Genomic DNA, 13,059 nt, shown 5'->3' with positions numbered 1-13,059 from the left:
TCTTTTTGTATAGGTAGTAAAGCCCCGCTACGCTTTCCGGCTTGACAACCTAAAAAAGACTTTATTTAAAAGAGCAAGCCATTCAACCAAAAAAAATGAATGTGTATTAGGTCGGTGCGTTACAAATGTTTGACTTCTCTAGAGAACCTTTTTTGTGATAATTAGAAAAAAACTACTCATTTTAAAGATTTTTTGTTACAATGAGTGTTAGCAATAGTAAAAAAATATATGAGCGAGAAATGAAAATCATTTTGTAGACATGCGTCAGTATAAGGAAAGTGCATGCGCTTTTCTTTTTTTAATGAATATAGTGAATATGGAGGAACTATGATGGCACGAATTATTTCGGTAGCAAACCAAAAAGGTGGCGTCGGTAAAACTACTACAACAGTTAGTTTGAGTGCAGCGTTAGCTTTACTTGGTTCTAAAGTGTTGATTGTTGATGGTGATCCGCAAGGAAATGCCACTAGTGGTTTAGGTGTGCAAAAGTCGGAATTATCATTAGATATTTATGATGTATTAGTAAACCAAATACCGCTTAATGATGTGATTGTTCCAACATCTCGTGATAATTTAATGATTGTACCATCGACTATTCAATTAGCAGGTGCAGAGATTGAATTAACGAAAGAGGAGCGTCGGGAACAGCGATTAAAGAATGCTCTTGAAAAAGTAAAGGATGATTATGATTATATACTGATTGATTGTCCGCCGTCTTTAGGTCATTTAACGATGAATGCTTTTACGGCTAGTGATACAGTATTAATTCCAGTTCAGTGTGAGTATTATGCTTTAGAAGGCTTGTCACAATTGATGAATACGATCACAATGGTTCGGAAGCATTTTAATCATGATTTGCGTATTGAGGGGGTATTATTGACGATGTTTGATGCACGAACCAATTTAAGCAATGAGGTAAAAGATGATGTGATTAGATATTTTAGCGAGAAGGTATATAAAACCATTATCCCAAGAAATGTTCGTTTATCTGAAGCACCAAGTTATGGACAATCAATTATTGATTATGATCCTAAATCACGTGGGGCGGCCGTTTATCTTGAATTAGCAAAGGAAGTGTTAGCAAATGGCTAAAAATCAAAAAGGCTTAGGTCGAGGTATTGAGGCATTATTTAATACAACATTTAAGGATTTTGATTGTGTGGAAAAAGAAGTGGAACAATTTGATAGAGATAAAGAAAGCATTATTGAAATTTCAGTAGATGATATCAGACCGAATCCTTATCAACCACGTAAACAATTTGATGATAAATCTTTAAAAGAATTAGCGGAATCAATTGCTGTGAATGGTGTTTTTCAACCTATTATTGTAAGAAAGTCTAAAATTAAAGGCTATGAATTAGTGGCTGGTGAGCGTCGCTTACGTGCGTCAAAATTGGCAAAAAAAATAACTATCCCCTGTATTATTCGAGATTATTCAGAAGAAATTATGATTCAAATTGCAGTGATTGAAAATTTACAACGTGAGAATTTAAGGCCAATTGATGAAGCATTAGCATATCGGATGATGATGGATACATTATCGTTGAATCAAGAACAAGTAGCTACACGACTAGGGAAAAGTAGACCTTATATTGCCAATTATTTAAGATTATTAAGTTTACCAAAGGAAGTGCAAGATTTATTGCAAGAGGGTCAATTAACAGTTGGTCATGCTCGTACATTATTAGGTTTGAAAAATATAGATTATATTCGAGAAATAGCGCATAAATGTATAACAGAATCGATGACAGTTCGTCAATTAGAAGAAGTGGTTCAAAATATTAATGAACCAAATGTTACTAGCAAGAAGACGAATAAAAAACAAGTGATAAAACCACCATATATTGTTGAATCAGAAGATCGATTAATGGATAAATTCGGTACACCGGTTCAAATTACTCCAAAAGGTGATAAAGGTAAGATTGAAATTGAATACTTATCACAAAATGATTTAACGCGGATTTTAGATGTTTTAGAAATAAAATTCGATGATGATCTTTAAAAAAGGGGAGGAATAGTTTGATACAAGAATATGAATTACATGATATGGTAGAAATGAAGAAACCACATGCTTGTCAAACAAACTCATGGGAAATTATTCGTATGGGAATGGATATTCGCATTAGGTGCAATCATTGTGGCCAAATGGTCTTAATGCCCCGTCGTGAATTTGAGAAAAAAATGAAAAAAATTACCGTTAAAGCGGAACAAAATTAGATAAGGAAGAGTGAAAAAATGGCATTAACAGCAGGAATCGTAGGATTACCAAACGTTGGGAAATCAACATTATTTAACGCAATTACAAAAGCAGGAGTAGAAGCAGCGAATTATCCATTTGCTACTATCGATCCCAATGTAGGGATTGTTGAAGTTCCAGATGAACGTTTAGAAAAATTAACAGAATTAGTAGAACCTAAAAAAACAGTTCCAACAACATTTGAATTTACAGATATTGCAGGAATTGTTAAAGGTGCAAGTCGTGGTGAAGGTTTAGGTAATAAATTCTTAAGCCACATTCGTGAAGTAGATGCTATTTGTCACGTTGTACGTTGTTTTGAAGATGAAAATATTACTCACGTACATGGCGAAATTGATCCAATTGCTGATATTGAAACAATTAACTTAGAATTAGTATTAGCCGATTTAGAATCAGTTACAAAACGTATTACCCGTGTAGCTAAAATCGCTAAAACAAAAGATAAAGATGCTGTAGCAGAACTAGCTTTATTAGAAAAAATCAAACCAGTATTAGAAGATGGTAAATCAGCTCGTTCAATCGAATTTACAGAAGATGAACAAGCGCTAGTAAAAGGATTCTTCTTATTATCAATTAAACCGATTTTATATATTGCGAATATTTCAGAAGAAGATATTATGAATGGTGGAACAAATGATCATGTTAAGCGTGTTCAAGAATTCGCCGCTGAAGAAGGCGCAGAAGTTGTTGTGATTTGTGCTCGTGTTGAAGAAGAAGTAGCTGAATTAGAAGATGATGAAAAACAAGTATTCTTAGAAGAAATGGGTATTCAAACTTCAGGATTAGATATTTTAATTCAAAAAGCATATAGTTTATTAGGCTTAGCAACTTACTTTACAGCAGGTGTGCAAGAAGTTCGTGCGTGGACCTTCAAAAAAGGTATGAAAGCTCCTCAGTGTGCGGGTGTTATTCACTCTGATTTTGAACGTGGATTTATTCGTGCGGAAACAGTTGCGTATGATGATTTATTAGAATATGGAAATATGCAAGCAGCTAAAGAGCATGGGAAGGTTCGTCAAGAAGGTAAAGAATATATCGTACAAGATGGCGATATCATGTTATTCAAATTTAATGTATAATAAAAGATAGATATAGATAGGTATCGGAGGAATGACAAGTGAGTGAAACTAAACTAACGTTAGAAGAAATAAAAGCAAATAATCGTGAGTTAAAAGAAAAGTTAACGAAGAAAAATGAGCAATATATGATTCAATTAGATCGTTCGTTAATTGCGGCTAATTATGCTGAAGAACAACGTGAAAGATTATATGCCGAAATGTTAGCAGAACTTGTAGAAAAACAAAAAACAGGTTCAACCGCTCGACAATTATATGGAACAGTTACTGAACGTGTTGCGATTATTCTTGATGGACCAACATTGCCAGTAGGTGGTAAATCTCCAGATTGGCAAATATTCGTTGATGGTGCATTATTTATGGGTGGATTATTCTCATTAATGTCAGGTATTACAATGTTTTTAAATTCAAATCAAGTAGCTTCAATGGGCTTAGTTTCATTGTTGATTAATTTCCTTGTTGGTGGTTTGATGTTATTAATTTTAACGAAAGTAATTCCAGATTTTTCTAAACCTAAAGGCCAACGTGGCTATATGAAATATTTAGGGGTAAGTACGATTTTAATGTTGGCATGGATTATGGTTGTGATGGGTTCACAAGCAATTGTACCGCAATCCATTAATATCATGTTGCCGCCAGTAGCATATTTAATGATTGGTATTGTTTCATTAGTAGGTAAATGGTATTTTAAAAAGACTTTTGATGTACGTGGAACAATTATGTAATAAGATAAGTTTATAAGAAAATAGCGGAAATCCTATTCTTTTAAGGGTGGATTGGTAGTGAAAGTCTTATAGTAACAGATTAGTCTGAGATGCTTTCGAGTATGTATAGAAGTCTGTCCATAAGACCCCAATAAGCTTTAGCCGTTGGAGTATCAGTAGCGTTAGCTATTGCCTTTTTGGTAGTAGTTAATGCTTTTTTTATTAAAAGGAGTGATTAGATGAAAAAGAAGTCGTTATTTTTAAGTATTGTTATGACAATGACACTTTTTATTTTTAGTGAAGAAGTGGTAAGTGCTAAGGAATTAATAGTGGAACAATATGATATTACGGCTAAGGTTTTAGAAAATGGGGATGTCGACTTTAAAGAGCAAATGGTTTTTGAAGCAGATGGTGAGTATAATGGTGTGTTTTATCATTTGGATATTACGGGGATTGTAGCGCCTAAAAATATTAAACTTAGTGAAGTGGTTGACGGAACGGTTATACCTTTAGAAAATAATCAATCGGGTGATCATCAAACTTATCAAATGACGCAAGAAGATCAGCAAATAGCTTTCAAAATTTTTACGCCATTATCAGATGAGAGTCGGACTATTTTACTTGAATATACGATTCCGGAATGTATTACGAGTTATCAAGATATAGCTGAATTTAATCGGAAAGTTGTTGGACAAGCTTGGGAAATTGAGCAAAATAGTATTCGTTTTACTTTAGAATTACCAGTTGAAGCTGCTAAGGAGAGTTTTCGTTGTTGGGGACATGGCAATCCGACTGGCAAGGTGGAGATTAATCCGAATTATAAAATGGCAGAATGGTTAGTTAGTCATAATGAGCCGGGAGAGTTTGTTGAAGCGCATGCCTTATTTCCGGTGAGTATAGTAGCGGCTAATCCCAATCAAGTTGAGAAAGAGGCTTTTACAGAATTAGTGGCAACTGAAGAAGAGCGTGTTATAGCTGATAAACAAGCGGTAGCCAAACGAAAAGCACAAGCCGAAGAACATGAGCGTCAAAAAGCTATTATGGTAGCTAAAATCGAAAAAATAATGACAGTAGCGATCGGTATTATGGCGATTAGCGCAGTTTTTTGTATTGGTCATATGATGCGCTTGAAAAAAGCCTTCGAAAAACAAGTTCCCTTTGTACCGGATCATGTATTTGAATTACCTGAAAAATTAAGCCCTAGTGTGATGCAAGTAGCCGTTTATCAAGAAGAGTTAACGTCTAGTGATGTTCATGCAACAATTATGGATTTAGTTCGTCGTAAAGTGTTATATTTAAGCCAAGAGGAACCGTATACATTGACATTAAGCGAAAAAACATATGCTTTATCTGTATCTGAAGAAATTTTTGTGGAGGGCTTATTTAAACAAATCGGAGAAAATAATCAAGTAACGTTTACTGATATAAAAAATTATGCAACTAAACACCCTAAAGCGTATTGTGAATGGTTTGCTGATTGGGAAGATCAAGTGGATGAAGAAGCTAGCACTGTAACAGTTCTTGATGAAGAAAAGAAAAAATCACCACTAAAAATATTTTTCTTACAGATAGTAGCGATTCTGGTGACTATTGTGGGTGCGACACTTGGCTTGTATTTATTAGTAAATGGGAGCATAGTATTAGGGAGTATAGCAACTTTGGTGAATATCAATCTAGCTATTGTAGCAGTGTTGTGGCAGTATATTAGTGAGCCTAAACGGACAATTGATGGAGAATGGCGTTATCGTCAATGGAATGCTTTAAAACAAATGATGGAGGATATAAGTTCGTTAGATCGCGCTGAGGTACCATCTATTATCATTTGGAATGAATTATTAGTTTATGCGATTTCTTTTAAAGTAGCGGATGAAGTGTTAAAAACTTTACCGACAATCTACGATCAAGAGGAAATTGCCCAAAATGTTGATGCAATCACCGCCCAACAAATGGCGACATATCTCTTAGTATCAAAGACTTTATCAGAAGCTCAAACGCTTAGCTCACCAACTAGCTCGAGTAATGGGAATTATTCAGGAACTAATTCAGGCGGTTTTGGTGGCGGCTTTAGTAGTGGTTCGAGCGGTGGTTTTGGTGGAGGATCTGGCGGTGGCGGATTCTAACTAAAAATCACAAAATTGAATAGTAGCGCAAAAAAATAAAGGTTGGAATCAGATTATTATGATTCCAACCTTTATTTTTATGACATTGAATAGTTTGGAGCTTCTTTAGTAATTTGAACATCATGTGGGTGAGATTCACGTAATCCAGCACCTGACATACGCACAAATTGTGTATTTTCGCGTAATTCTTGTAAGTTGCGAGCGCCAACATAGCCCATACCTGAGCGTAATCCACCAATCATTTGGAAGATAATATCAGCAGCAGAACCTTTATAAGCTACACGCCCTTCAATACCTTCTGGAACACGTTTATTGGCTTCATTTTTAGCTTGGAAGTAACGGTCACTTGAACCATTATCCATAGCAGCTAAACTCCCCATACCACGGTACGTTTTAAAGCGACGGCCTTGGAAAATTTCAAATTCACCTGGAGATTCATCAGTACCAGCTAACATACTACCTAACATAACCGCATGTCCGCCAGCAGCTAAAGCTTTTGCGATATCTCCTGAATATTTAATACCACCATCAGCAATAATAGGTTTACCGAATTCACGAGCAACACTTGCAGCATCATAAATAGCAGTAATTTGAGGCACACCCACACCGGCAACCACACGTGTTGTACAGATTGAACCAGGCCCAATACCAACTTTAACAACATCAACACCTACTTCAAATAAAGCACGTGTACCTTCTGCAGTAGCAACATTACCAGCGATTAAAGTAGCGTTCGGGAATGTTTCACGAATTTCTTTAATTTTGCGGATAACGCCTGCGCTATGACCATGAGCAGTATCAATAACGATAGCATCAGCTCCAGCTTTTAATAAAGCAGTCGTACGTTCAAAGGTATCCGTTGTAATTCCAACAGCAGCGGCAACTAATAATCGACCGTGTTTGTCTTTTGCGGCATTTGGAAATTCAATTACTTTTTCAATATCTTTAATTGTAATTAATCCAGCTAGACAACCTTGTTCATCAATTAATGGTAATTTTTCGATTTTATTTGCTTGTAGAATAGCTTCAGCTTCTTTTAGCGATGTTCCAACTGGTGCAGTGACTAAGTTTTCTTTTGTCATAACAGTTGAAATAGGGATATTATAATCTGAAATAAAACGTAAATCACGGTTTGTTAAAATCCCTACTAAAAAGCGACTATCTAAACTATCAACAATTGGTACACCGCTAATACGGTATTTAGACATTAAATCTTCTGCATCTTGAACCAAATGGTCAGGAGTTAAAAAGAATGGGTTAATAATAACACCACTTTCAGAACGTTTCACTTTATGAACTTCTTCTGCTTGTTGTTCGATAGACATATTTTTGTGAATAACTCCTAAACCACCTTGGCGAGCCATTGCAATAGCCATTTTAGAGTCTGTAACAGTATCCATGCTAGCACTTAATACCGGAATATTTAAATGAATATTATCCGCTAATGTGACATGTAAGTCAGCATCATTTGGTAAAACGTGACTTTCAGCCGGAATCATTAAGACATCATCAAATGTAAATCCTTCTTTTTGGAATTTTGTATCCCATTTTGACATTAGAAAACCTCCTAGAAATATATGTTTTATCTAATAACATACCATGTATTTTTTAAAAATCAAGGGAAAAGAACGATAAAGATTAATAAAATAGCAAAAAGTGAAAAAGCATTCTTAATTATTAAATAATTTTCAAGATTTGCTGTTTTTTATACCGTATTTTTTAACGCTTTGGTAAAATGATAATGAAATTAAATATAGGAGGAAATCAGATGAAACTATTAATTGTAGATGATGATCGTGAAATTGTTGAATTACTAACAATTTATTTAAAAAATGAAAAATTTGAAATTGTTAAAGCTTTTGATGGAAAACAAGCATTAGAAAAAATTAATCAATACCCGGATATTGATGCGGTTATTTTAGATATTATGATGCCTAAAATGGATGGTATTACCGTTGTGAATGAGTTACGTAAAGATGGTAAGCAAATTCCAATTTTATTATTAAGTGCTAAATCAACAGATATGGATAAAATTCAAGGATTAACAACAGGTGCGGACGATTATGTTACTAAGCCATTTAATCCTTTAGAAGTAGTGGCGCGTATTAAATCATTATTGCGTCGTAGTTCCATTACTCATGAGTTGAGTCCAGAAGAATTACGTGTTGGACCATTAATTATTCAAAAAAATGCGCATAAAGTAATGACTGTTGATGGAAAAGAGATTCAATTAACCGTTTTAGAGTTTGGAATTTTATATTTATTAGCTAGTCATCCTGGGCGTGTCTTTAGTGCGGACGAAATTTTTGAAAAAGTTTGGAATCAATATTCAGGGGTTTCAACGAAGACAGTTATGGTACATGTGAGTCATTTGCGTGATAAAATTGCTGAAGTTACCGGACGTGATAAAGTGATTGAAACTGTTTGGGGAGTAGGGTATAAGATTGATGCGTAAAATGCGAAATAAAATTAGAAAACATAATGTCTCGCCAGACGGCATGTTACGTCTAACCCCGAAAGAATATAGTGAGTTGTTTTTAGAAGGGGCAGTTACTTTATTTGCGGTCTTTATTATTTATATTGGTATTCTAGGGATTTTGGATCAGACATTAGATTATCCCTTACAAATTGAAGATGATCAATTGTTATTTCGTGAATATTGGAATTTAAGAACGGACAATATTTTATTTTATTATAAGATTTATAATACGGTATCGGTCATTTTTGCGTTTGGTTTTACTTCTTGGCGTTTGATTCGTCGATATCGTCAAATGCAGTTAGCGCATGTATTGGATGAATTACATCGCATTGCGACTAATGATCAATATGCAAGAATTCCTTTTCAGTTAAATGGAGATATGGGGAAAGTTGTGGAGAGTATTAACCATTTAGTAGATTCAACTAATCGTGCGATGGAAGAAGAGCGTAAAATTGAAAAATCAAAAGATGAATTAATTACTAATGTCTCACATGATTTAAGAACACCGCTAACATCTATTATTGGCTATTTAGGGTTAATTACAAATGGTCCACATGAATTGGAAGAAGAACCAAAACATTATGCAACTGTTGCTTATAATAAAGCACAACAAATGAAGGTATTAGTGGATGAGTTATTTGAATATACAACAATGCGGCCAGGTGGGGTTCCACTGCGGTTAAGTGATGTATCGATTAATAATTTTTTAGAACAAGTGGCGGCTGATTTTGAATTAGATGTGCAAAAAAAAGACATGTCTATTGAGATGATACCTTCTACTAAGCCAATTGTTTTAGAGATTGATGCTGAAAAAATGGTTCGTGTTATTAGTAATTTATTATCCAATGCGGTTAAATATGGAGAAGAAGGAACCGCCATTACCATTGAAACGAAAGAAGAAAATGGGATTGTATCGATTGCGATTAAAAATAGTGGACCAACAATTCCAACAGAAGTATTAAACAAATTATTTTATCGTTTTTATCGTGCGGAAGGTTCTCGCTCAAAAGAAACTGGGGGAACAGGGTTAGGATTAGCTATTGCTGAGAATATTATTCATATGCATGGTGGCGTTATTCGTGCTGAATCAGTGGAACATGAGACGAGTTTTTACATTTTCTTGCCATCTGAAAATCATTCTGCATTAAAAGAAACTACTGACTATTTCATTAAGTGATAATCATTGTGAAAATTTATTGGTTGATAATAGATTTTCATAATGATTTTTTTATAAAAAATATCACTTAAATAGGGGTGTGTAAGCAATTTTGTGTTGTTTTTTATCTATTTTTTCGATAGGATAGATAGTGAAACTTATATTAGATAAATAGGAGAATACGATGAAAAAAATCATTAAAAATAAATATATAAAAAAAATCATTGTAGCAATGTCATTAGTTAGTGTAATGAGTGTAACTGTTCCAGTTGATGCTGCAGAAATTAAAAATTTAGATGCTCGAGGTGCAATCGTAGTAGAAAAAAATAGTGGTAAGATTTTATACGGGAAAAATATCGATGAGGTTTTAGGGATTGCTTCAATGAGTAAGATGGTAACCCAATATTTAATTTTAGAAGCGATTCATAATGGTGAAGTAACTTGGGATACACAAATTCCAATATCCCCTGCTTTAAGTAAAATGAGTATTAATTATGAACTATCAAATGTACCATTACGTGCGAATGTTAGTTATCCTTTAAAAGATTTATATGAAGCTATCTCCATTTATTCAGCAAATGCGGCTATTACAGCTGTTGGGATTTATTTAGGTGGTAGTGAAGATGCTTGGGTTCAAAAAATGCAAGAAACGGTTGAATCGATGGGGATTACAGATGCTAGGTTAGTAAATCCATCTGGTTTACCATATCGTTATAATATTCAAAAGAACAAAAATTTGAGTGAGGATGATGAAAATAGTATGTCACCTCGTTCAGTAGCAATTTTAGCACAAAGATTAATTACTGATTATCCAGAAATTTTAGATACAGCCAGCATTCAAAAGAAAACTTTCCAACCAGGAACCGTTGATGAAACAAAAATGAGCAATTACAATTTATTATTGCCAGGGTTATTATTTGGACGTGATGATGTTATCGGATTAAAAACAGGGACTTCCGCTTTATCTGGAGCATCAGTAACAGCTGTCGCAATACAAAATAATACTTCTGTGATTTCTGTGGTGGTAGGTTCATCAGCACCTTTAAAGCGGTTTGAAGAAAGCAGTCGCTTATTAGATTATATCTTTACAACTTATGAAACAATTCCTTTTATTAAAAAAGGTGATTCTGCACAACAAATCACACCATATCCAGTTGTTGATGGCAAAGATCAAGTGATTACATTTGATTATGACCGTGATTATTATGCTGCAGTACCAAAAGGCGCTTCACCAGATCAAATTATTGTAGAGTTTACACCAAATCCAGAACGAGTTAATGAAGAAAACCAAATTCAAGCTCCAATTACTAAAGGAGAGAATTTAGGTTATGTAACAATTACAACTCCTGGAAAAGATTTAGGTTATTTACAAGAAAAAGATAACACTATACCAGTAGTCGCTTCTTATGATGTAGAAGAAGTAGGCCACTTAACAAAAGTATGGCGTCAGATTAAAGTTTTTTTTGCAGGTATTCGTGATAGCATCAAAGACTTTTTTAGTGGAATTTTCAATAGTATTAAAAACTTTTTCCACCCAAGCGAAGAACCAGCTACAAACTAAATATTGACATTATGATAAAAAAGGTTACAATGGTGTTAGAATAATGTCTTAGGCAAATGAATAGTATGTTTTAACTTTTTTAATAGAGAGTCAGTGGTTGGTGGAAACTGATAAAAAGAAAAGCAGAATCCGCATTTGTGATGACTTATAACGAAAACAATCATCGTGATTGGCTAAGTTATACGGAGCTGCCGTTACCGCTATTAAGCGCAAAGATATCTTATTTAGGTTACCTAAGTAGAGATAGATTGAATGTGGGTGGCACCGCGATGAAAGCGACTATCAAGCTTCTTCGTCCCTAAAAGTCTAGATGAGTCTGGACTTTAGGGATGGGGTGGCTTTTTTTTTAGATAGAAATCAATTAATAAAAGAGGAGATGGATGAAATGTTAGATATGAAGAAATTCCGTGAAAACTTTGATGCTATAGCTGAGGCATTAGGAAATCGAGGAGTAGCAAAAGAAACTCTTGTAGAAGTGAAAGAATTAGATGCGAAACGTCGTGAATTAATTGCACAAACTGAACAATTAAAACAAGAACGTAATAGCGTATCAGCTGAAATTGCGACACTAAAACGCAATAAAGAAAATGCAGATGAACAAATTGCTGCGATGAAAAAAGTTGGGGAAGATATCAAAGCAATTGATCAAGAATTAATTGCTATTGAAGAACGCGTAACTGAAATCGCAACTCGCTTACCAAACTTACCAGCAAGTGATGTACCAGTTGGAGCAGATGAAAATGATAATGTTGAAGTTCGCCGCGAAGGAACTCCACGTGAATTCGATTTTGAACCAAAACCACACTGGGAAGTAGCTGAAAACTTAGGGATTTTAGACTTTGAACGTGGAGCTAAAGTATCAGGTAGCCGTTTTGTATATTATAAAGGCCTAGGAGCTCGCTTAGAACGTGCTATTTACAACTATATGTTAGATATGCACATTACAGACCATGGCTATACAGAAATGATTACACCTTACTTAGTGAACGATATTGCGATGTTTGGTACTGGTCAATTCCCTAAATTTAAAGAAGATGTCTTCCAAATGAATGACGAACGTGGTTTAACATTAATTCCAACAGCAGAAGTACCATTAACAAACTTCTATGCTAATGAAATTTTAGATGAAGCAGAATTACCAATTTACTTCACAGCTTTAAGTCCATCATTCCGTTCTGAAGCAGGATCTGCAGGTCGTGACACACGTGGGTTGATTCGTTTACATCAATTCAATAAAGTTGAAATGGTTAAATTTGCAACTCCAGATACATCATTTGATGAATTAGAAAAAATGACAGATAATGCTGAAGATGTCTTACGTGGTTTAGAATTACCATTCCGTACAATTGTATTATGTACAGGAGATATGGGATTCTCAGCAACTAAAACATATGATGTTGAAGTATGGATTCCAGCACAAGATACATATCGTGAAATTAGTTCATGTTCTAACTGTGTTGATTTCCAAGCTCGTCGCGCGAAAATCCGTTTCCGTAATGAAGAAACTGGTAAAACCGAATTAGTACACACGTTAAATGGTTCAGGATTAGCAGTTGGACGTACTGTAGCTGCAATTTTAGAAAACTATCAAGAAGCTGATGGTTCAGTGATTATTCCTAAAGTATTAGTACCATATATGGGTGGCATTACTAAAATTACTAAATAATAAATAAACTTAAAAATGTTCACCCCATCTTGGGATGAAC

The 13,059-nt window shown here is 34.5% G+C and carries 11 protein-coding genes; 10 read left to right on the top strand and 1 reads right to left on the bottom strand.

Annotated features, from left to right (window positions below; translation table 11 throughout):
- Positions 1-330 precede the first annotated feature (330 nt).
- From BMX09_RS06565 to BMX09_RS06545, 6 genes are all read left to right on the top strand, one after another.
- Positions 331-1,092, top strand: coding sequence for a ParA family protein (locus BMX09_RS06565; protein ID WP_089746970.1), 762 nt, complete (start codon positions 331-333; stop codon positions 1,090-1,092).
- Complete coding sequence (locus tag BMX09_RS06560) at positions 1,085-2,002, top strand: ParB/RepB/Spo0J family partition protein (protein WP_089746969.1); 918 nt, start codon at positions 1,085-1,087, stop codon at positions 2,000-2,002. The genes BMX09_RS06565 and BMX09_RS06560 overlap by 8 nt, the downstream gene beginning before the upstream one ends.
- A gap of 17 nt (positions 2,003-2,019) precedes the next feature.
- A complete protein-coding gene (locus BMX09_RS10295; protein ID WP_281242681.1) occupies positions 2,020-2,217 on the top strand; it encodes a DUF951 domain-containing protein in 198 nt (65 codons plus the stop codon).
- Between the two features lie 18 nt (positions 2,218-2,235).
- Positions 2,236-3,336, top strand: coding sequence for a redox-regulated ATPase YchF (gene ychF, locus BMX09_RS06555; protein WP_245711138.1), 1,101 nt, complete (start codon positions 2,236-2,238; stop codon positions 3,334-3,336).
- A gap of 38 nt (positions 3,337-3,374) precedes the next feature.
- Positions 3,375-4,058 (top strand): DUF1129 domain-containing protein, encoded by a 684-nt coding sequence (locus BMX09_RS06550; RefSeq protein WP_245711137.1) that lies wholly within the window; start codon positions 3,375-3,377, stop codon positions 4,056-4,058.
- 218 nt (positions 4,059-4,276) lie between these two features.
- Positions 4,277-6,157: a DUF2207 domain-containing protein gene (locus BMX09_RS06545; protein ID WP_089746967.1), complete on the top strand. Its 1,881-nt coding sequence runs from the start codon at positions 4,277-4,279 to the stop codon at positions 6,155-6,157.
- Between the two features lie 77 nt (positions 6,158-6,234).
- Here the strand turns inward: BMX09_RS06545 and guaB are convergent, their stop codons facing one another.
- On the bottom strand, positions 6,235-7,713 hold the full coding sequence (gene guaB / locus BMX09_RS06540; protein ID WP_089746965.1) for an IMP dehydrogenase: 1,479 nt from the start codon (positions 7,711-7,713) through the stop codon (positions 6,235-6,237).
- A gap of 212 nt (positions 7,714-7,925) precedes the next feature.
- On the opposite strand from guaB, the gene BMX09_RS06535 reads away from it, so the two are divergent.
- The 4 genes from BMX09_RS06535 to serS all read left to right on the top strand — a co-directional run bounded on the left by BMX09_RS06535 (position 7,926) and on the right by serS (position 13,019).
- Positions 7,926-8,612 (top strand): response regulator transcription factor, encoded by a 687-nt coding sequence (locus tag BMX09_RS06535; protein WP_089746963.1) that lies wholly within the window; start codon positions 7,926-7,928, stop codon positions 8,610-8,612.
- A complete protein-coding gene (locus tag BMX09_RS06530; protein WP_089746961.1) occupies positions 8,605-9,813 on the top strand; it encodes a sensor histidine kinase in 1,209 nt (402 codons plus the stop codon). The genes BMX09_RS06535 and BMX09_RS06530 overlap by 8 nt, the downstream gene beginning before the upstream one ends.
- 163 nt (positions 9,814-9,976) lie before the next feature.
- Entirely contained in the window at positions 9,977-11,353 is a 1,377-nt protein-coding gene (locus tag BMX09_RS06525; protein ID WP_089746959.1) for a serine hydrolase, read from the top strand.
- 385 nt (positions 11,354-11,738) lie between these two features.
- Positions 11,739-13,019, top strand: coding sequence for a serine--tRNA ligase (gene serS / locus BMX09_RS06520; protein WP_089746957.1), 1,281 nt, complete (start codon positions 11,739-11,741; stop codon positions 13,017-13,019).
- Positions 13,020-13,059 lie beyond the last annotated feature (40 nt).

Origin of the sequence: Granulicatella balaenopterae (assembly GCF_900111135.1) — a bacterium.
GTDB classification, from domain to species: domain Bacteria; phylum Bacillota; class Bacilli; order Lactobacillales; family Aerococcaceae; genus Granulicatella; species Granulicatella balaenopterae.
Note: the sequence above shows the minus strand (reverse complement) of the source record. Positions and strands in the feature narration are given on the sequence as shown.